Origin of the sequence: Corynebacterium tuscaniense (genome assembly GCF_008693065.1) — a bacterium.
GTDB lineage: Bacteria > Actinomycetota > Actinomycetes > Mycobacteriales > Mycobacteriaceae > Corynebacterium > Corynebacterium tuscaniense.
The window spans coordinates 18,714-39,072 of sequence record NZ_VXKH01000011.1; the positions used below are offsets into that span (position 1 = coordinate 18,714).

19 protein-coding genes are annotated in these 20,359 nt (G+C 59.3%); 4 read left to right on the forward strand and 15 right to left on the reverse strand.

Annotation, left to right across the window (positions count from 1 at the left end):
• The first annotated feature begins 18 nt into the window (after nt 1-18).
• On the forward strand, nt 19-1,263 hold the full coding sequence (locus F4V54_RS03985) for an aromatic amino acid transport family protein (RefSeq protein WP_150386327.1): 1,245 nt from the start codon (nt 19-21) through the stop codon (nt 1,261-1,263).
• 13 nt (nt 1,264-1,276) lie between these two features.
• On the opposite strand, the gene F4V54_RS03990 is transcribed toward F4V54_RS03985, so the two are convergent.
• The 3 genes from F4V54_RS03990 to F4V54_RS04000 form a co-directional block, all read right to left on the reverse strand.
• On the reverse strand, nt 1,277-2,110 hold the full coding sequence (locus F4V54_RS03990) for a carbohydrate ABC transporter permease (RefSeq protein WP_102724044.1): 834 nt from the start codon (nt 2,108-2,110) through the stop codon (nt 1,277-1,279).
• Complete coding sequence (locus F4V54_RS03995; protein ID WP_150386328.1) at nt 2,107-3,144, reverse strand: carbohydrate ABC transporter permease; 1,038 nt, start codon at nt 3,142-3,144, stop codon at nt 2,107-2,109. Before F4V54_RS03995 ends, F4V54_RS03990 begins: the two co-directional genes overlap by 4 nt.
• Nucleotides 3,145-3,257: 113 nt before the next feature.
• Nucleotides 3,258-4,517 carry an ABC transporter substrate-binding protein gene (locus tag F4V54_RS04000; RefSeq protein WP_034664565.1) on the reverse strand — a complete coding sequence of 420 codons (1,260 nt, stop codon included), beginning with the start codon at nt 4,515-4,517 and terminating at the stop codon, nt 3,258-3,260.
• Between the two features lie 331 nt (nt 4,518-4,848).
• Between F4V54_RS04000 and F4V54_RS11420 the strand changes: the two genes are divergently transcribed.
• Nucleotides 4,849-5,484: a DUF4282 domain-containing protein gene (locus F4V54_RS11420; RefSeq protein WP_170253104.1), complete on the forward strand. Its 636-nt coding sequence runs from the start codon at nt 4,849-4,851 to the stop codon at nt 5,482-5,484.
• A gap of 364 nt (nt 5,485-5,848) precedes the next feature.
• Here the strand turns inward: F4V54_RS11420 and F4V54_RS04010 are convergent, their stop codons facing one another.
• The 12 genes from F4V54_RS04010 to F4V54_RS04065 all read right to left on the reverse strand — a co-directional run bounded on the left by F4V54_RS04010 (nt 5,849) and on the right by F4V54_RS04065 (nt 18,031).
• On the reverse strand, nt 5,849-6,439 hold the full coding sequence (locus F4V54_RS04010) for a Maf family protein (protein WP_102724040.1): 591 nt from the start codon (nt 6,437-6,439) through the stop codon (nt 5,849-5,851).
• Nucleotides 6,439-6,645 (reverse strand): acyl-CoA carboxylase subunit epsilon, encoded by a 207-nt coding sequence (locus tag F4V54_RS04015; RefSeq protein ID WP_034664559.1) that lies wholly within the window; start codon nt 6,643-6,645, stop codon nt 6,439-6,441. The genes F4V54_RS04010 and F4V54_RS04015 overlap by 1 nt, the downstream gene beginning before the upstream one ends.
• Nucleotides 6,646-6,702: 57 nt before the next feature.
• The gene (locus tag F4V54_RS04020; RefSeq protein ID WP_150386329.1) at nt 6,703-8,220 is read right to left on the reverse strand and encodes an acyl-CoA carboxylase subunit beta; all 1,518 of its coding nucleotides are present in this window, start codon (nt 8,218-8,220) and stop codon (nt 6,703-6,705) included.
• A gap of 125 nt (nt 8,221-8,345) precedes the next feature.
• A complete protein-coding gene (locus tag F4V54_RS04025; RefSeq protein WP_102724038.1) occupies nt 8,346-8,822 on the reverse strand; it encodes a carboxymuconolactone decarboxylase family protein in 477 nt (158 codons plus the stop codon).
• Nucleotides 8,823-8,866: 44 nt separating this feature from the next.
• Nucleotides 8,867-9,544 (reverse strand): hypothetical protein, encoded by a 678-nt coding sequence (locus F4V54_RS04030; RefSeq protein WP_150386330.1) that lies wholly within the window; start codon nt 9,542-9,544, stop codon nt 8,867-8,869.
• Between the two features lie 40 nt (nt 9,545-9,584).
• Nucleotides 9,585-11,336 (reverse strand): SWIM zinc finger family protein, encoded by a 1,752-nt coding sequence (locus F4V54_RS04035; protein WP_150386331.1) that lies wholly within the window; start codon nt 11,334-11,336, stop codon nt 9,585-9,587.
• 89 nt (nt 11,337-11,425) lie between these two features.
• Nucleotides 11,426-11,971, reverse strand: a complete 546-nt coding sequence (locus F4V54_RS04040) for an RNA polymerase sigma factor (protein WP_150386332.1) — start codon at nt 11,969-11,971, stop codon at nt 11,426-11,428.
• Nucleotides 11,972-12,079: 108 nt separating this feature from the next.
• Nucleotides 12,080-12,484 (reverse strand): hypothetical protein, encoded by a 405-nt coding sequence (locus tag F4V54_RS04045; protein WP_150386333.1) that lies wholly within the window; start codon nt 12,482-12,484, stop codon nt 12,080-12,082.
• Nucleotides 12,485-12,549: 65 nt separating this feature from the next.
• Nucleotides 12,550-13,251 carry a hypothetical protein gene (locus F4V54_RS04050; RefSeq protein ID WP_034664544.1) on the reverse strand — a complete coding sequence of 234 codons (702 nt, stop codon included), beginning with the start codon at nt 13,249-13,251 and terminating at the stop codon, nt 12,550-12,552.
• Nucleotides 13,252-13,363: 112 nt separating this feature from the next.
• Entirely contained in the window at nt 13,364-15,193 is a 1,830-nt protein-coding gene (locus F4V54_RS04055; RefSeq protein WP_150386334.1) for an Hsp70 family protein, read from the reverse strand.
• 36 nt (nt 15,194-15,229) lie between these two features.
• Entirely contained in the window at nt 15,230-16,600 is a 1,371-nt protein-coding gene (locus F4V54_RS04060) for a DUF7373 family lipoprotein (protein ID WP_150386335.1), read from the reverse strand.
• Nucleotides 16,601-16,678: 78 nt separating this feature from the next.
• The gene (locus tag F4V54_RS04065) at nt 16,679-18,031 is read right to left on the reverse strand and encodes a DUF7373 family lipoprotein (protein WP_150386336.1); all 1,353 of its coding nucleotides are present in this window, start codon (nt 18,029-18,031) and stop codon (nt 16,679-16,681) included.
• A 233-nt stretch (nt 18,032-18,264) separates the two neighbouring features.
• Between F4V54_RS04065 and F4V54_RS04070 the strand changes: the two genes are divergently transcribed.
• The gene (locus tag F4V54_RS04070) at nt 18,265-20,082 is read left to right on the forward strand and encodes a dynamin family protein (protein WP_150386337.1); all 1,818 of its coding nucleotides are present in this window, start codon (nt 18,265-18,267) and stop codon (nt 20,080-20,082) included.
• On the forward strand, nt 20,083-20,359 hold a 277-nt coding region (locus tag F4V54_RS04075; protein ID WP_211359459.1), incomplete at its 3' end, for a dynamin family protein.

The window sequence follows — 20,359 nt, forward strand, 5'->3', positions numbered from 1 at the left end:
GTTGATAGATTCACCCCTATGTCATCGACTGATTCAACACCTGCGCCGTTGCGCGACCATCATGCAGATCCCGCCCGGACAACTAGTCATGCACTTGGTTTTGGGCAGGGAGTAGCCCTGATCTTTGGCACCAATATTGGTGCCGGTATTCTTTCCCTCCCGTACGCTGCCCGCAATGGCGGGTTCCTCGCTTTGGTGGTGGCGCTGGCAATCGCGGGAACACTCACCACTATTTCCATGTTGTATGTGGCGGAAGTGTCTCTACGCACAAAGGAGCCACTCCAGCTTTCCGGCTTGGCGGAACGCTATCTGGGCCAAGCAGGTCGTTTCCTCGTCTTCGCCGCCATTGTGATTAACAGCATTGGTGCGTTGATCGCCTACGCTTCTGGTTCCGGCCAGCTAATGCATAACCTGTTTGGTTTGCCACCACTGGCAGGCACCCTCATCTTCTACACGCTGGGCTCCTACATCATGTGGAAGGGCCTCCAGGCAACTGGTTTTACCGAAGGCCTGATTACTAGTGGCATGGCCGTGATCATCTTTACCCTGGTGACCTGGACCATGGTGGGTCCCGGCATTGAACTGTCCAACCTGTGGGTGCTCAAGCCCTACTTCATCATTCCGATTATGAACCTGGCTGTGTTTACCTTCTTGGCGCAGTACGTTGTTCCGGAGATGGCCCGCGGTATGGCTGAAACGAAGCCGGAGGCACTGCCGAAGGCGATTATCGCCGGCATGGGCATCACCGCTTTCACTTTGGCTGCTGTTCCTTTCGCGGCACTGGGCCTACTTGGCACCGATGTGACTGAAGTGGTCACCATTGCCTGGGGCGAGAAACTGGGCACGGTTGCGTACTACATGGCCAACTTGTTTGCCCTGCTGGCCATGTTCACCTCGTTTTTGGCCATCGGTTTCACCGCGATGCGCAATGTTTTGGATATCTTCCACTGGCCAGAGGACGGATGGCAGCGCGTGGCGGCAACAGCACTCACCGTCCTGCCTCCACTGCTCATTGCTCTGGCGGGCCTTGGTGGCTTCGTTTCAGCACTCACGTACGCGGGTGGTTTTGCCGGCGCGATCATGTCCGTCGTACCGGTGCTGTTGTTACATCGTGCCCGTAAATCAGGCGACCAAGTACCGGTGTGGCAGGTCCGCGGTGTGGATCACGTGGGTATCCAAGCCACGATCATCGTGGTGTACGTAGCCGCGTTCATCTACTCGGTGGTGTCCTTGCTGGGATTTGTCCCGGCAGGGTGGGCCTAACCCCCGAAGGGGGTTAGCCCTTCACACCACCAGCGGTTAACCCGGAGACGATCCGGCGCTGGAACACCAGCACCATGAGGATCAGCGGCACGGTGACCAGGGAGCCAGCAGCCATGATGGCGGCGTAGGGGTACTCGAAGGCGCTGGGCCCGGAGAACCTTGCGATAGCCACCGTCACCGGCTCCGTTGCGTTGGTAGACAGCTGACGGGCCAGCATGAACTCGTTCCAGGTGGCAATGAAAGCGATGATCGCTGTGGTGAAAATACCGGGTGCTGCTAGGGGGAGCAGGACGAGGCGGAAAGCTTGGCCACGCGTAGCGCCGTCCACACGAGCGGCCTCCTCCAGCTCCCACGGCAACTGGCGCAGGAAAGAGATGAGCGTGTACACCGTTAGCGGCAGCGCGAAGGAAATATTCGGGATGATCATGGCGCGGTAGGTACCAATCCACCCTAGATCGCCGAAAAGCTGGAACAGCGGAGTGACCAAGGCAATGCCGGGGAACATCGACGCTGCCAGGATGATGCCCGTGACCAGGCCTTTGCCCCGGAAGTTCAGGCGTGCCAGAGCGTAGCCGGTGAACACACCCACAATGACGGCCAACGCGGTGGTGACCAGAGAGATGATCAGGGAGTTCCCAATCGCACCTAAGAAGTCATTGCCCTTGTCCGTGGCCATGGCATCGCGGAAGTTCTCCATGGTCACATGCGTGGGCCACGGAGTGGTGTCAAAAGTGTGCTTCTTGTCGCGCAGCGCGGTGACCAGCATCCAGTAGAACGGTGCCAGGCCCCACACGAGGATGAACAGCACGCCCAGGACGTGGCCGATGGATCCAAGACGTTTCTTCATCGTGCGACCTCCACTGTTTCCTTGGCGGACTTGGCCGCTCTCTTCGCCTTCCGTTTTTCTATCCGCCGTTCCCTCCGGGACCGCGTTTCCTCACCGCCGACATCCGCGCCGGCGAACCGGACGAGGAGGAAGGCGACGGTGAAGATGAGCAGGAAGATCAACGTCGACAAGGCGGATGCTGAGTTGAAGTTGTTCTGGCGCATGTCTTCGACAACGAGCTGCGAGATGGTGGCGGTGGGGGAGTTGGAGGACCCCGAGATCATGATGACGGGCAGGTCATACATGCGCAGCGCGTCGAGTGTGCGGAAGAGGATGGCCACCATGAGCGTGGGGCGGATGAGGGGCAAAGTGATGCGGGTGAAGGTCTGCCAGGCGGACGCGCCGTCGACACGCGCGGCCTCGTAGACATCCTTGGGCACCATCTGCAGGCCGGCGAGGATGAGCAGCGCCACGAACGGCGTGGTCTTCCACACATCAGCGATGATGACGGCGATGCGCGCCGCCCACGGGTCCGTCGTCCACGCGATGGACTGGCCAAGCAGGGAGTTCACAATGCCGTTCGGCGCAAACATGAATTGCCACAACTTCGCGGTCACCGCCGTAGGAATCGCCCACGGGATGAGCACCGCCGCACGCACGAGGGAACGCACGCGGGAAGGGTGGTTCATGATCAGGGCCATCACCATGCCCAGCACTGCCTCCAACGAGACAGTGACCACGGTGAAGAAAAGGGTGATGCCCAGTGCCGGCCAGAAGTCCGTGGCCAGCACGCCCGGCGGACAATCACCGACGGTGCCCGCGGGGCTCATGCAGCGGTTCTGAATCCAATACAGGTAGTTGTCCAGGCCCGCGAAGCCACCATCGACGAAGACACCGGTTGCCGGATCAAGGTGCCGGTTCGCCTGGAACGACAGCCAGATCGCGCGCACGATGGGATAACCAATAACAATCGCCAACACAACCAATGCTGGCGCAACAAGGGCATACGCTTTGCCGGCATCACTGCGGGCACGTTGCTTCACGACGTTGCTCATAAACTCTCCTCACACCCAACCCCAACCTGGGCGAGCGTACTATGCGGGCGCAAAAAACGGCAGGGCCGCAGTCGGTGCGAAAACCGCTGCGGCCCCGTGGATTTAAAGTAACCCTACTGTGCTGCCTGCTTGATGGCGGCAGCCATGTCCTTCGTTGCATCGTCGACGCTCTTGCCTGCAGTCAGAGCTGCGTAAGCGTTGTCCTGGATTGCTTTAGAGATAGCCGGGTAGAACGGGGAGACCGGACGCGGCTGAGCGTTCTCCAGGGACTCCTTGAGAGCCGGCAGATACGGGTGCTCCTTAATCAGGTCAGCATCGTCGTAAATGGAGGCCAGAACCGGCGGGAAGGAAGCCTTAGCAAAGGAGAGCTGGTTTTCCTCATTGATGATGAACTCGATGAAGTCCTTGGCCGTTGCCTTGTGCTTCGAGTTGACGTTGATGCCGTTGTTGTAGCCACCCAGGGTGGACACGCCGACACCGTTCTCGCCGACGAGCGGCTGAACCTCAAAGTTCAGGCCCGCCTCCACAGCATTGGTGTACATGTACGGCCAGTTGATAGCCAGCGCGGTGTTGCCCTCCGTGAAGGCAAGGTTGGTCTCCTCCTCCGTTGCGGCGGTGGAACCCTTGGCGATGGTGCCGTCCCCGTATGCGTCGACAAGCGCCTGCAGGCCAGCCTTCGCCTCAGCGGACTCGACGGTCGGCTCACCATTCTCATCGATGACAGAGCCACCCCAACCGTTGATGAAGCCCAAGGTGTTCACCGTCAGCCCCTCGTACTGCTTCAGCTGGGTGGTCAGGCAGTCGCCCTCCACAGCCTCACAGGCGGACTTGATGTCAGCGAAGGTGTCCGGCTTGGACGGAACCTTGTCCACGTTGCGGAACAGCAACTGGCCGTTCGTGTTCTGCGGCAGCGCGTAGAGCTTGCCGTTATAGGTAGCGGAATCCACCGTTGCCTGCAGCAGCTTGGAGGTGTCCACTGCGAAGTCGCCCTCGAGCGGCTCCAGCCACTGGTTAGCGGCGAAGTCAGCGGTCCACACAACGTCCAGAGCCATCACGTCATAGTCAGAGTTACCAGCCTGGAGGGACTGCACGAGCGTGTCGCGCTGGTCATCTGCCTCGCCGGCCAGCTCCTTCAAAGTCACCTTCTCATCCGGGTGCTCCTTATTCCAGGCCTCAATGATCGGGGTGATCTTGTCCGTGTCATTGCGGCCCATAGCAAAAGTGATCGGGCCACGGTCAGCGCCGGAGGCCTGTGCGTCCGAGCCACCAGCGTTCGAACTGCCGGCGTCATCCGAGCATGCGGTCAGTGCAGTAGCGGACAGTGCGATGGCGCACAGAGCAGCGCCAGTCCTACGGGTTGCGTGAAATTTCATGCATTGGCCTTTCAGATAGGAGGTTTCACTAGATCTTAAAGAAAATGTGTTGTGAACTTGACGGTTCCGCCTGTCTTCTTGCATTTCCCTTGTAAATTCAGCCTGAATTACCCCCGAGGCGGGGGTTTAGCGGTGGGACTAAGTCCGACTCCCCCTCGTTCGGGTGATGCTTTTCGGTGCCTCTCCCAGTCCCCTCCGCCACCGAAACCAACCGAAACGACACCTAGACGTGCCAGAGTGCCCCACGCCTGGCACTATGGCATTGACTATTAGAGGTCTAATGGTTTCCTACATTTTGCCGAGACAAGAAAGACGAAGGACCGAAGAATTCATGTCCACACCATTCGATGAGAACAACAGCGCCTCTAATAACACCGGCGCTGATACAAACCCCACTTACGACACATGGCAGATGCCCCCGCCACCATCTTCTGTGACTGACCCGAATGCCCCCTCCAGCCAACCGGCATACGCCGAGCAGTACGGCCAGTACAGCCAAGCGCCGCAGCAGGGCTTCCCACAGCAGGGTTTCCCGCAGCAGGGCTACTACCCAGGCCAGCCGGGCCAACCGATGCAGCCTGGACCAACCAAGAACCAGGACAGCTTCTTCGGAAAACTGTTCGATCTTTCCTTCAAACGCTTTGTCACCCTGGACAGTGCCCGACTCGTCTACATCCTCGCACTCATAAGCATTGGCATGTTCTGGCTCATGGGCCTCGTCTTCGCTTTTAGCGCCATGACGGAACTCGCCGATCAGGGCGCAACCGGACTTGGTGTTTTCCTGCTGTTCCTCTACTTGATCTTCGGTACGTTCTGGAGCTTCATTCAGATTGTCGTTGCCCGCCTTGGCATTGAGGCACTGGTGAATCTGTACCGGACTGCTGAAAATACGACCGAGCTCGTCGAGCAGGGCAATGTTGACAGCGATAGGGACGGTCAGAAGGACAACCCGAAGGGCGCTGAGTAAACCTCCGTGTAAACCTTCGCGCTCATTCCAAGCCGCGCCAGAGGCTCACCGGGGGCCTCGGTGCGGTTTTTGTTGTGGTGCCAGCAGAGGAACTCTCCGGGATTTCGCTTACTGCCGGGTTTTTGTGAACGAGTTGCGGTGAGCTTGGTGCTTGGCTCACCGCGGTGTTTCTTCGTCTGATTCCGGCTTGGCCTCCAATCTGGTCTCACTGCACGTGCACGCCAAAACCCGCTATTTAGAGCCAGCTATTCGTCCCTTTTGGGCCGATTAGCTGGACCTAGGTAGCTGGATCTAACTCTGGGGGTTCTCACGGTGGCGTGCCCAAAAAGCGACGAGGTCAACGAGGTAGGGCTGAGGTAGGGCTCTAGCCCCAGAGGTCAGAAGCATTCACGCCGAAGGAATAAAGCGCCCGGCGCAGCAGGGGCAGGGACAGGCCGATGACGCTGGTTTGGTCGCCTTCAATGGAGTCGATGAACCAGCCGCCGAGGGCTTCCAACGTGAACGCGCCGGCGCATTCGAGGGGTTCTCCGGAGTGGGCGTAGGCCTCAATGTCTGCGTCGGAGACGTCGCCAAACCGGATGCGGGTGGACACGGTGTCCACGACCCATGTGCCGTTAAATCCAATGGCGTGGCCGGTGACTAGCTCGGCGGTGCGACCACGCTGGGCCTTCCACCGGCGGATGGTTTCTTCGACGGTGTGGGGCTTGCCTTGGAGGGTGCCGCCCAGAAGCAGCATCGAATCGCAGCCCACCACGATGTCACCGGGGTATTTCGCAGCCACGGCGTCGGCTTTGGCGCGGGCGAGGGTGGTCACAGTCGTGGCGGGGGAGGCATCACCGAGGGAGGTAATGATCGCGTCCTCATCTACATGCGCCGGATGTTGGAGAGGCTCGACCCCGGCGTTGCGCAGAATCATCAGCCGCGACGGGGACTGGGAGGCAAGAACAAGGCGCATTAGAACAACGTCTGCGAGTTAAACGCGGACGGGTTGAACACCACTGGGCCGTGGTTGCGCGTGGCAGGGCGGCCCCACAGGTTGCGGTGGCCACCGCCGGTGCGGGACTTCGCCTCCTGCTGTAGGTCCGTGAGCACCTGGGTCAGCGCGGCGAGTTCTTCCTCAGTGGGGTTGCCCTTCACCACCGTGAAAAGTGGATTGGTCATGCTAGCTCCTAACGCTCCTTATCCTTACGACATCCTTACGACATCCTTGCAGCATCTTTACAGCGGAATGTTGCCGTGCTTCTTCGGAATGGCGTAGACCACCTTGCGTTCAAGGAGGCGCAGCGCTTCGGTGACATGGGTGCGGGTTTGGGATGGTTCGATGACAGCGTCAACGAGGCCGCGCTCCGTGGCAACGTAGGGGGTCAGGTGGGAGGCAGCGTACTCGTCCGCGTCGACGCCGAGTTGCTCGGCGGCAGTTGTGGCATCCGCGAGAGCGATCTGCGCTGTGGGCCATGCAAAGACCATGTCGGCGCCCAGGTCCTTCGAACCCATGAGGACGTAGGACGGACCGATCGCGCGACGGAGGATCACGGTGATCTTGCCCACCTGGGCTTCGGCGTATGCGAATGCAAGGCCAGCACCGTGCTTTGCGGAGGCGAGGTGTTCTTCCTCCTCAGAGGGGAAGAATCCAGGGGAGTCAACGAACTCGACGATGGGCAGGTTGAAGGAATCACACACGCGGATGAAGGCGGCAGCCTTCGTTGCCGCAGCGTGGTCTAGGCAGCCGGCGAGGACGCTCGGCTGGTTAGCCACGATGCCCACGGCACGGCCGGAGATGTGGGCGAAGCCGGTGACAACATTGTCGGCGTAGCCACGGCTGAGTTCCATCAGCCCCTTGTCTGTGATGCGGTTGATCACATCGCGGACATCGTAGGACGCGGCAACGCTGTCCGGGATGAAGGAGTCCAGGTCAGAAGTGTCTGGCTCCGTCGTGTTCTCGTTGAGGGGGGAGGCCGCACGGTTGTTTTCCGGCAGGAATGCCACCAGGTCTCGTACGGTCTGAACCGCCTCAAGGTCACTCGGTGCGGTCAGGTGCGCCATGCCGGTGATCTGGGAGTGAACATCAGCGCTACCCAGGGACTTCGCGGTTGCTACACGGCGTGTCACCTTGGTTACCGCGGACACGGAGGTCAGGTGCATCGTGGCGGTTTTCACCATGACGGTGAGGTCACTCAGCGGCACCAGCAGCGCCGGCAGGGATGCCACTTCGCCGGCGATGATAGAGATTTGCGGCACAACGCCGGAAGCCTCCGTCGCCTTACGTAGAATTCGCGCGGACATCGCGGCGGTGACTACGCCTTCTTGCAGGCGCGCACCCGTCGAGTCATGGATCGCGATGACAGGCACACCCGTCTTAATCGCCAGATCGTAGATTTTCAGGATCTTCTCGGCGTACACCTCCCCCAACTGGCCGTTGAAGATGGAGGAGTCGTGGGCGTAGAAGGTGACCCGTCGCCCGTCGATAAGCCCGTAGCCTGTCACAACACCATCGGTAGCCGGCTTGATGCGATCCAAGCCGTAATCCTCCACGCGGTGGCGCGCAAGCGCATCAGTTTCCACAAAAGTGTCAGTATCCAGCAGCGCCTCAATACGCTGGCGGGCTGTTGAAATACCCTGCTCACCTGCGGAGCGGGCAGCTTCACTGCCCATCGGCTCACGTGCCTCCGCCAAACGATTACGTAAATCCGCAATCTTGCCGGAGGTGGTGGTCATATCGGGTTTCTTATCGGTCATAGCGCCTCAGTCTACGGTTTAGCTGTGAATAGATCAGGTCCTACACGGTCTATCGCGCCGCGCGCCCGCGATGTTTCGCGGATTGCTTATCGACGCCCCCCCTTCGGCCTGCGCCAAAAGTCAGCTTACTTTTGCCCTAGATCAAAAGCCGTGACTCCGGAGAGGCTTGTTGGGTCAAGGCGTGTGGTGATGCCGACCCTGTTCCAAGCGTTGATGGTGACAATAGCCATGAGGAGATCCCGTGCACCCTTCTCACCATGTAGTTCCTCCACGCGCTCCCACAGTGAATCCGGCACAGATTCTTCGCCGTGGATCTTGGTTACTGCATCTGTGAGCTCAAGTGCTGCACGTTCCTTTTCAGAAAAGGCGTCTGGGAAATCAGTCCAGTTCTCGGTTCGGGTGATTTTTTCCTCTGACCAACCGCCCTTTCGTGCATCGCGACGATGCATTGCCAGGCAGTAAACACATTGGTTCAGAGCAGAGGCCCGAAGTTGCACGAGGTGGGAGAAGTCCTTTGCCACGCGCGCACGAACATATGTTTCCAGTCCGAGCATGGGGGCGTAAGCGACTTTTGGAATGGGTTTCCGTTTATGTGTTGCCATGGGGCGACTCTACGCTTCTTGGAGATAGTTGGGCTGGCCCACGTTTACCCATCATGCCCCAACAAGAACTTCGCCTTTTGATCGTTCCAGCGCGCACTGAATTCACTGCCGTTGCCACTGACCGGCACCATCGACCCGTCACGTGGTTCGATGGTGGCGGTGAAGTGTGCGGTGATGCCTTCGGCGGTGGAACGTGTGCGCTCACCCCAGATGAATTCGACGGCGCCATCGGGGGTGGTGGTGACGCTTTCGACGCGGGTGAACAGGGTCATGTCGTCGACCGGTTCGCCGTGGACGTAGAAAGCAATGCCGTCTGTCATGGACGCACCAGTGTGTGCAGGGCGCTCTGCGTCGCCGAGGCCACCACGGAAGATGATCCAGCTGATGGGCGCACACGGGTCGTAGTGGTTCTCAATGTCGCCGATCCAGAAATTGTTGTCATCCCAGTCCCGTGCTGGCATGCGCCCGGGGGCCTCGTGATTCGGGTACTGCTCCCGCGGGTCCTTCGGTAGGGAAGCGCACTTCTCCGGTTTGGGTTTCTCCTCGGTGGATTCGTCGGCCGTGGCTTCTGTCGTGGTGGAATCCCCGGATGCGTCGGCGCTAGCAACAGTGGTGAGCGCAGGCTGGTCGAGGTTCTCATCAGATGTGGTGCAACCGGCGAGCACACCTCCCGCCAGCAGAATGGAAACAGCCAGGGCAGCAACGCGGAATCGGGACTTCATGCTGCACCAGTGTAATGGAGCGCCTGCCCCCTGAGCAGGTTCACAGGCCCCACTCAGCGAAGGCCTCGTTGACCAACGGGTGGCTACCGAATTCAGCTTTCAACCTGCCAACCTGAAAGCTCCACTCTGGTTCGGTGTCCAACGAGCCTACGGCCTCTCGCGCGGTTTTCTGGAGCATCATTATCTGGTCCATCAGCCACTTGACTGTCATGCTGGCCACCGCCATTGATTCCTGGTTCAGCACAACGGACATCAGTTCGCGGTAGTGCACAAATATCACGCTCAACGCCCACACTGGGTCGTACTTCAATCCGACATCTTCCGCGAAGTGTGCCGCCCGGGACGCGCTGGGGGAACCACTGTTGATGATCTCAAAGCCGACGTCGAAACGCCCGAACTGTGTTGCCGCCAGCAGCGTGTAATCCGGGTTTGTAGCTACGGCCTCCACAGACTGCAACACGAAAATGGCGTCGGCGAAGTCCACGCCAGGGCACTGCATGAAAAGACGGAAATTGTCTATGGATGGCTCCTTTTCAAAGCAATAACGGAGATACATCCGCGTACCTTCATCACCGAAGTACTCGCCGGCAGCGTTAAAGAGCATTGTCGGTGAAAATTCCACTGGATCTGCACTATCTAGAGCTGCAGTGACCAGCTTCTCTGCATCCAAAACCATCCCATTTTTCCGGTAGAAGCCCAGCAGCGCGTCATAGTTGCCGCACTCTGCGCACAGTCGCTTGACCTCGTGCATGTCGTCGCGCACCAAGGCAACCTGGATCTCCAGTGGCACGATCTTCTCTGGTTGCTGGGAGCTGCGTTTGTGAGCTTCAGTCATGAGGGCGTCCAATGCATCACTATCTAACAAATCTGCATAATCACTGATGGATGGATGCAGGTAAACACCTGGTGCGAAAACTGCGCCGATAATCCAGTCAATCACGTGGCTTGAAGGTGGCTGGGAGGCTCGGGCCACGGCAACGTGGTGCGCGTACAGCTGCTCCAGTGCCCGCACCACAGGTCCGGTGGGCAGCGCAGTGTGCTGCGTCCAGGTGATGGTGTTGAAAATGAGATTTTCCAGTGCGCATAGGAGCTTAAGCTGGTCATTTTGGTCGGACGTTTGATCAGCGTGACTGCGGATCAGATTTCCCGTGTACTCCAGCTGGCTGGCGATACGTTCCACATTGTCATCGGTGTAGGCCTTTTCGAACAGAACGCGTGTGATTTCAATTTCATATTGCAGCGCCTCATACCCAGGTAATGGCCGGGCGGAGAACGGCAGGATAAGTTGGGTGACTGCTGGTTCTACCAGCGGATTTATGTGCCTCAGCGTATTGAGTACTTTCAGTAGATCGTGCCTGCTCATCACCTCTAGCGTGTTGGTGACCACATCCCTCGTGTCTACCACCACATCGCCATATCGCTGGGTCGGCTCAACCTCGTACTCGTCTTCATTTTCATCGAGCAGCCGGGCACTCAATGCCCATTCGGGCTGCCGTATTAACCGCAGCGCCACCGCCACTGCATGCTTGCACCATGTGTGCGGCACGGGGCAGGTGCATTGCACGTCGAGCCGATCCGCCACATTTGCACCGTCGTCCAGCACAAGGCTGAAAATAACCACCCACACATCCGTGCCCACTACCTGAGCGACAAAAGAGGACCCCTTTCGCGCCAGTGCAGTCATCTCAATATTTAGGATTTCATCGGCCCGCTTGAAGCTTTGCGCATCGGCTAACGCTTCAATACCCGCCTCGCCGAGGCCCTGGATATGTTCCACCACGTTCGCTTTCATGCCTTTCACGCTACAGCGCAGGTACGACATGGGTTCTGAACTGTGTGAACGGGGGTGTTGCTTATCGGCGAAGCCAGGGGTATTCCACGCTAGCCCTGCAGCAACTCGCGGAGGCTCTTGCGTGCCCGATGCACGCGAACTTTGGTAGCAGACAGCGATGAGCCTTGGTGTTCGGCGATTTCAGCGAGGGTGAGACCGGCGATTTCGGCGAGGATGAGGGCTTCGCGGGAGTCGTCGGGGAGGGAAGCCAGCGCGGTACTCAATGCGTCATTATCCGCAATAGCTTGTTCAAACTCGGCGACGGGATCGGCGATGTCGAAAGAGGGGGAGGCTTCTGATTCGGAGTCGCGCGGTGCGTCGAGGGAGACCGTTGGCTTGCGGCGACGCACAACCTCCAACGCGGTGTTGGAGGCAATGCGATACATCCATGTGCCAAAACCAGAATCACCGCGGAACGTGGGCAGGTTTTTCCATGCCAGGTACAGTGCCGCGGTGAAGGCGTCCTCCGCATCGTGGTGGTTGGTGGTGATGCGCAGGCAGACGTTGAAAAGTTTTCCTTCGTGCAGTTTCACCAGTTTGGCGAAGGCGGATTCATCGCCACCTTTCGCGTTCTGGAGAAGCTGGGACTCGGACATGACTACTTTCAGTGGGAACCGGGATGAACAAGTTACGCAAAAGAATACTGCAACATTGTTGCGCCGGGTGGAAGTATGGGTGGGTGCATGCCGTGGCAGGGGCACCCTTTACATGTCGTAGTCCCCGCTCAAGCCGGAATCCGGGCCAGCATCGGAACCGGAATCAAAGCTCGAATCAAAGCCGGAGGAGAAGTCCGTGCCCAACTCAGATCCCAGGTCAGCGCCCAGGTCCGGGTAGTCGAGGACGGGAGAATCGGAGGTGTCCGTGGAATCTGTCTCCGAAGATTCAACCGGCTCGGCGCCGGAGCCCGCGGAATCAGAATCCAGGGCGCCGGCGTCCGTGTTATCGGTGTCCTCCTCCCCCGCGAAGGGGTCAAAGGTGTCCAGGTCGAAGGGGTCTTCGGTGGTGGGGACGATGTCCAGGTTGTCCCACTCTGGCCATTCGTCGGTGGTGAAGGCTGTGTGGAGGGCGCGTTCAACGAGTCCTTCGGGGACGGGTTCTTGGTTCATCATTGCGGCCTCCTTTCAGCCGGATTCGCTCTAAAGTGTCGCAAAGTACGGAGGGTACGCGGGTCACGTCAGAAGGAATCAGTGTAGTCAGTGTCCAGGTTATCTGCCGGGTTGTTCAGGTCCGTGTCAAGGGTGTTGTCCAGGGAGCCTGAGGCATCCTGCGGGTTGATGTAGTCGGCTACAGAGCCCAGACCGCCAGCGTAGTCACCCGCCTGGATCACGGTTTCGAGGATGCCGTCGTTGTTGTCCAAGTCGGAGTGGATTTCATCAAAGTTGCCATCTCCATTGAGGTCAACCAGTTTGGTGTTTGCGTAGCCGTCGCCGTCAGTGTCGAGGGAAACCTGATCAACGTAGCCATCCCCGGTGGTGTCTTTGTACACCACATCGGTGATGCCGTCGCCGTCGATGTCCACGCGGGATTCGACCACCTGGCCGTCCTCAATCAAGTCCTGTTGGAAGGTAGTGTTGGTCTTCGCGTCGACGTAGGCCACCGTGTCAGCAGCGCCGTCGTTGTCCGTGTCCACGGTGTAGGCCACGGTGCTGCTGTCGACCATCTCGCGCTGGGTTTCAAAGGTGCCGTCACCGTCGGCGTCAATCTCCTCGAGGGTGATGTCGCCCTTGCCGTCCAGGTGGAAGACGTGTGCGTTGCCGTCGTGGTCAACACCGTGGATGAGGTCGTTCGTGCCGTCCGCGTCGATGTCGCGTGCACTGAGGTAGCCGAAGTCTTCCGGGTTGAGCTCTGGGAGGTTGATGTTGTTGTCGCCGCTCATGATGGGTTCCTTTCTCAAGGGGTTGTGGTTGCTTACATATCTTTAGATGCGGCTGGCGCCCGGATGGTTACATCCAGGCGCCAATTATTTTTTAGAAGGTTCTTTCCGCAGGTTAAAGCAGATTGTGATACTCCAGCCACTCCACGGCTTTCTCCGGGGAGGCGAAGTCACGGGATTCAATCACCAGTCCGGTTTCAGCGTTGGCGTAGTGGAGGCTGGCAGAGGCGTCGTTGTCCTTCGTGGCAATGGCGGCTGCGTTGCCGTTGTCGCCGTTGACTGGTTCAGCGTCAGATTTATCGGTGTAGCGGCCCTGTTCAATGAAGGCTTTTTCGCGCGAACTGTCCTCCGTGTTGTATGCAAACGTGATGCGCGGGGAGTCGTACGGGCTCGTTGCCTTGAAGTACTGCACGTTATCGCCGGTGAATTTCACTTCGCAGGAAATTGCGGTTCCGGTGAGGTTGATAATGGACGAGTCACGGCGGTTGCATGTGCCAGCCTCGCTGCGCAGGGATTCCGGCAGTGCGTTGAGCACGTCCTCACCAGTTTGCTGTGCGGGAGCTTCCTCGGTCGGCTGGTTTTGCCCGGTGGTCTCCGTCGTTGCGGTTTCCTGCGGTTCCTCGTTGGGCTTTTCGCTTGACGACGATTTGGCGAACATCACAATCGCCCCCGCCAACGCCACAATGGCAAGAAGCGCACCTACAGTGATGCCGATGATCTTGCCGTTCGACTTCTTGGCGGACGTTGCCGAAGCCTGAGACTGATACGCGGACATCGGCTCCGTCATCGGTCGCTGTTGCTGTCCCGCCGGTTGGGGTGCTGGCTGCTGCGGGGTTGGTGCGGCAGTGGTGTGCAGTCCGGTGACGATGGGGCCCACTGCGGAGATAGCACCTTGGGCAACCACCATCTTCGGGTCATCCAGGGTGGCAACTGGGCCGAGTGCCTTTATTTCTTCCTGCACCAGCGGAACACGGGAGGAACCACCGGTGAGGTAAAGGGCCTTGAGGTCGTGTGGGTTGTTAATCCCCGCGTCGATAAGCGTTGCACGTGCGAGGTCAACGGCGCGCTGGACGGGGTGACGGATGATCTCTTCAAACTCGGAGCGAGTGAGCTGAAGGCGGATCGTTTCACCATCGCCGGGGACGGAGATGGTGGCCGTCGGGTGCTCAGACAACAGCTCCTTAGCGCGACGGATGCTGTCTTCTACCGCGTGGCGGTCAGACAGCGGTGCGCGGCGGCGGAGGTATTCGAGGTGCTCCGGGTGATCATCCTCAAGTTGCTGGTCCACCCAACGGCGGATGAATGCGTCGAAGCTCTTACCACCGAGGGTGTTGTCGCCACGGGCGGCGATGATGTGGAAGGACCCGTCCGGCTGCACCTGCAGCGCAGCCACGTCAAGGGTGCCACCACCGAAGTCGAAGACGGCAATCTTGTCACCCGGTTCCAATGGGGAGTTGGTGGAGTAGTACTGCGCAGCAGCCTTTGGCTCCGAGACAGTGCGGATGGTGGTGGCGTTGAGGCCGAGTTTCTCCGCGGCGTCCAGCAGCACCTTCACTTCCGCATCAGACCACGCTTCCGGGTGGGTGAGCACCAGCTCGCTCGGACGCTGATCGTTGTGTTCGCGGGAGGCGCGCTTCACCACAGAATCCAAAATCGCAGCAACCGGGGTGGAGGCCGGCACGTCATAGCCATTGATCTGGAATACCTGCTGTGGCACCACGCGCTTCGGTGAGGCCAGGAACCCGTCTGGGTTGTCCTCCGCTTTATTCAGCGCCACATCACCAGTGTCCACGTGGTCCGGTGTTTCGATATACACCGAAGACGTCATGGTCATCCGGTCATGGGAGAGGTTCACAGCCTCAACCCCACCGCGCGTCGGGTTTGTGTGTGCCGCCGCGGTGTTGGATGTGCCGAAGTCGATGGACAAAATCCAGTCGTTGGACATGTCGGGTCCTTCCTACTTTGTTTCCCGCATGGGAGCCTAGCTGTTTGCCGCGGAGCTCGTGGGAGTGCCCGCGCTCGTCGGCGCTTTTTGCAAAATGAGGTACTGGGCAGCCATGGCCTGGGAGAGCTGGAGCTTCGGGTCCATGGTGGTCTTGCCATCGTCGCTGCCTTCCACAGCATCCGGGTCCTTATCACCCTCGTAGGCGCTGGACTCGGCAAAGTAGTTCTCATACACCAGGTAGCAGGTGTACACGGTGCCTGTGCTACGGCTGTCCTGCCAGCACTCCATACCTGGAACTTCCTGTGGCGGGTCCCACGGCTGGTGGTTCAGATCCGCGCCCAAGGCGTGCATGGTAGCCAGGATGAGCTTCGCGCCCTCTGGGTTCTTGGTGCGGTAGAGCGTGGTTTCCATATCAGCCATCGCTTCAACCTGCGCCTGGTCAATCATGGACAGGATCTCCGGGACTTCCTTGTAGCCGCCGGCCATGCCGCGCGGTTCCAGGGCCATCGGCAGACCACCCAGGGCACGGACGGACTCATCCCTCGGAGCCATGACCGTGTACTTCAAAATGTCCTTGGGGTCCAGCGCCGGCCACTCATCAGAGAAGCCATAGCCAGCCGCGGTCTTGTGGGTCTTCAACGTATCCAGGATGGGAACCTGTTTGGTGAAGAACTCGGAAATGTACTCTCCCTGCCACTTCTTTGTCTCTGCGTCCGCATTGTCATCAGAGGCAAAAGCGGTGGACATCAGCAGGTACTCCTTGTGCACCGTCACGGCGTCCACACTCTTGCCGTCGTCAGTGCGCACGACAGTGGCATCGTTGTAGTTCGGCAAATCTTCCACGGTGCCCGGCCTGTGCGGGTCATCCTCAAAGAAGTACATGGAGCCTTCCTTGAGATTGGTCTCCGAAATCGCGTCGGCAGCCTTTTGTGCGCTTTCCGGGTCCTCAAAACGGAGGACAAAGTTACCTACGCCACGGTCAGGTGAACCATCATCAGCAAGGTAGGCGTAACCAACCAGGAACTTATCGCCCAACGGGGCCAGGCGGTCACGGGTCACCTTGGGCAGGTCCAGGCTGAGGGAATCAAAATTCCACAGACGACGGCTCGCTGTACCGCGCTTGAAGTCCTTATTCACCTCATATGGCAGCAAGGTGTTGTTAGCCAGCAGTGTGATTTCAGCGGAGGGGCCCAGGCCATCGTCCGTCTCAGGCCAGCCCTTGTGTGGCTCGGTGGAGTAGGAGCCGGTGTCAAGCTCCGGGCCAGGTTGGTCCAATACCTCATCCGTGGTTGGTTCAGCTGGGCCATCGCCACTCTTGCCGGCGATGTCCAGGACAGAGCAGCCGGTGCTAAACAGTGCGGTCACGGTGAGTATCGCTGCGAGGGGGAGAGCAGTGCGCTTTCTCATCAGTCTTTCTTTCTACGTTCCTACAGGGGTCTTGTGGGTACAACCCTTAGACGGGGCGAGGAAGCAAATGGTTACATCCTATTTCTTGGGTGCCTGCTCCAGGATCAGGTACTGGGCAGCCATGATCTGAGAGAGCTTCGTCTTTGGGTCCTTCTCCTCCGCATCCGGTGCGGCGGACGTGGTGATCTCAGACTTAAGTGGATCGAATTCCACGACGCTGGCCTGCGCAAAGTAGTTCTCATAGCGCAGGTAGCAGAAGTAGTGGGTCCGTCCGTCCTCCGCTGAGCTGTAGCAGCTGGTGCCGGGAACGTTCTGCGGTTCGTCGTAAGGCTCGAGTGCGGTGAGGGTGCCCGAGTTTGCGTCGATAGCCTTGTAGGTTGCCTCGATGAGGTCAGCGTTGGCCGCATTGGCGGCGCGAAGCAGCGTGGTTTCAGCGGTGGCTGCGGCTTCGACCTTGGCGTTGTCGTGCATCTTGAGCATTTCGGGGACTTCCACGTATTGGCCGGCGAGCTGCCGAGCATTCAACGCCATGGGGACCCCACCGACAGCCTTTTCATCCTCTGGTTTCATCACGGTGTACCGCAAAATATCATCCGGATCTGGGGCCGGCCATTCATCGGATTTACCGTAGCCTTCGGAGGTCTTGTGCGACGGAATCAGGTCAATGAGGGGGAGCTGCTTGTCCGCGAAGTTCTTCGCGTACTCCACCATCCAGTCCATCGCATCTGGCCCAAGCTCAATGGGATTGCCTGCCGTATCCATGCGAGCATTGCTGGTGTAGGTGAACAGGAGGTACTCATCCTTGGGAATGAAAGCTCTTTGGACGCTGCCGCGCTCATCCTTCACCGCACGGATCTTGTCATTGCCGGGAATTGTGACATTTTCCAGCGGATAGTGCTCATCCGTGCTGTAATCAGTGCCACCTTCAGCCAGGTACGCCTCATGCAGGAGGTTCGCTGCTTCCTCGGCGGCCTCCGGGGACACGAAACGGAGCACTGAGTTCTCTGCGCGCGCCGTGGAATCCGTGTTGCTTGCCATATGTGAATACCCGGTCAGGTACGACGGCTCGAGGCCGGTCACCTTTTCCTGAATCTGCTTGGGCAAGAGTTGAAGGAACAACCCAAACTTGGATTGACGCTGCGGTGCGCGGCCAAGGGTGAAACTCTCATCCACCTCGTACGGCAGCAGAGTCTGACCGCCGATGAGCGTGGTTTCCGTAATCGGGCCAAGCTCCTCCCACGAATCCTCAGGCCAACCCGAATGGGGCTCAGCCCTGTATGAACCGGTGTCGTACGCGGGTGCCATGGACAGGGAATCCTCAGTGGATTCACCCGGTGCGCCGTCCCCGCCCTTCAATGGGAGGTCACAGCCGGTCAAAAGCAAGGCACTCGCAACAGCGGTTGCGGCGACAGTGAGAAATTTAGAGGACACGGGGAAAACCTTTCTGCTTTAACGGAGCGAATGTGCGCTACACACCCCGCACGCCACACAAGAAGGCCAACCGGGGGAGTAACGCGTTCACTCTGTTAGATGAGTGCGCATGCCGAAAGGTTACATAAGTTTTCTCGTGCACCAGGTCGTGCACCCGTGGAACGGGCAGAAGATATACTTCCCTCTAGTTTTCATCGACGTCCCATCACCGTGTTCCGGAAAGGCCCCGCTCAGTGTCCGATCAATCCGATCAGCCCCAGGCCCCCACGAAAGGCCCGCGCGAAGAAGCGACGCTGTGGATTGAGCGTGTGAGCGAGAAGATTCTCAACCCCTACGGCCGAGAGAAGTATGGCGAGTATGCCAAGGCGCTGGCCACAGCGGAAAACCAGGTGAACACGGTGATCTTGGTGGGGGAAGTGGGCCGTGGCAAGAGCTCCCTTGCCAATGCACTGGTGGGCCGACGAGGCGTCTCGCCGGCCGGAGCAGATTTCACTACCGTCATCCCGGTGGCGCTGACCCTGCCCACGGAAGACCTCGCGGCTGGGCAGGCGGCGTTGATGTCGGCGGACGGGGCGGTCGTCGTTAAGCCAGAAGAACTCGCGCAGCGCGTCGACCGTGCGGCGCAGCACTTCGATGACTTTGTGCCCACCCGCGCCCACGTTGCGCTGGAGACCTCCATGATGGGCGAGGCTGTGGTCATTGACGCGCCGGGCGTGGGCGGGATTTCCTCGATGGATTCGGCGGTGCACGCGGATTCGGAGCGTCAGGCCAGTGTGGTTGTGGTGGTCACGGATGCGTCGACCCCATTGACTAAACCGGAGATGGACTTCCTCGCGCGTGCGCACGCGACAAACGGCAACGTGGTGGTTGCTGTGACGAAGACGGATAAAAATACCACGCGCTGGCGTGAGATTGTGGAGGAAGACAAGGCTCTGATTGCCACGCACCTAGATGAACCCATTCCGGTGATTGGCGTGTCCTCCCTGATCCCGTTCGTGGGTTTGCATACGTCGGATAGCGTGATCGACGATATTTCGGGCCTCGGCGAACTCCGCGCCGAGATCAGTGAGCGCTTCGCCCGCGCACAATCCATCCCGGTGACCAAGGGCCTCAAAGTGGTGCTGGAGGGCCTGGAAGATGTGGATAAACAGATCCACCGCGACATTGAGGATGTACGTGAAGCGGAGAAGCTCCTGCCGGATCTGACCAATGATCTGGCGCGACTGGAGGATCTGCAGCGCACGAGTAAGGAATGGGAGCGCTTCTTCTACTCCGATCTATCCCTCATGCGCACACGCGCGATGGAGCGCCTGGACGGCGATGTGCAAGCGGTGAAGAAGAAGTGGACCGACTTCATTGCCAAACACGGTGTGAAGCTCTTGCGCAAGGACCCGCAGCACTTCACGCGCCTCATGGAGGAAGACTTCCAGCGTGCGGTGGTGGCTACCGTGGATTCCTTTGGCTGGGAGGTGGAAACATACCTGCGGGAGAAGTTCGGGGCTTCCCACATTCCGGATGAAATCATCGGGGACGTGCGCGCACAGCTGAGTTTGGGGGAACTGCATACCTCGGAGCTGCAGAACTACATGAAGGACACCTTCGACCCGATGATGCTCATGATGGGCTTTTCTTCCGGTTCCACCATCGGCGGTTTGCTTGGTGCGGTGTTGGTGCCGGGCGTGGGCATTGTGGCCGGTGCCGGCTTCGTGGCCATCACATTCGGTTACCGCGCTATGCGCCAGGGCAAGTCCCACCTGCAGAATTGGCTGCGGGAAGCAGCTAACGCCGCGCAGAAGAACACCGGCAATGCGCTGCAGACCTTCATTGCTATTGCCCAGCCGCGCATTTCCATCCGCTACTCCGAGTTCTTGGCGCAGGAGATCAAGGCGACCCAGACACGCATTAGAAAGATTGAGCACGATAAGAACAAGGCCGCTGAAAAGCGCGACCGGGAGCTGGCACAGCTAAACACGAACCTTAAGGCCGTGCAGCGTTCTTACCGCGATGCCGAGATTTTGCTGCGTAAGATCGCGGCGCAGGAGATGGTGTAAATGGCCTCTATCCTCGACCTTCTGCTTTCACAGCTCCAGGGTTTATCTGCCCAGTCACCGGAGTTGGCCCAAGCCTGCGCGCCATTGACTGCGCGGGTGAGTACCCCGCCGCGCATCGTCATTGTTGGCCGCCTCAAGGCCGGCAAGTCCACGCTGCTCAATGCGCTCGTGGGCGCCCCCGTGGCGGAGACCAAGGCGCTGGAAGCCACGAACGTGGTCACCGTGTACCAGTACGGCGCGCCAGATCGCGCGGAAGCGATGCTGCGCAACGGCCAGC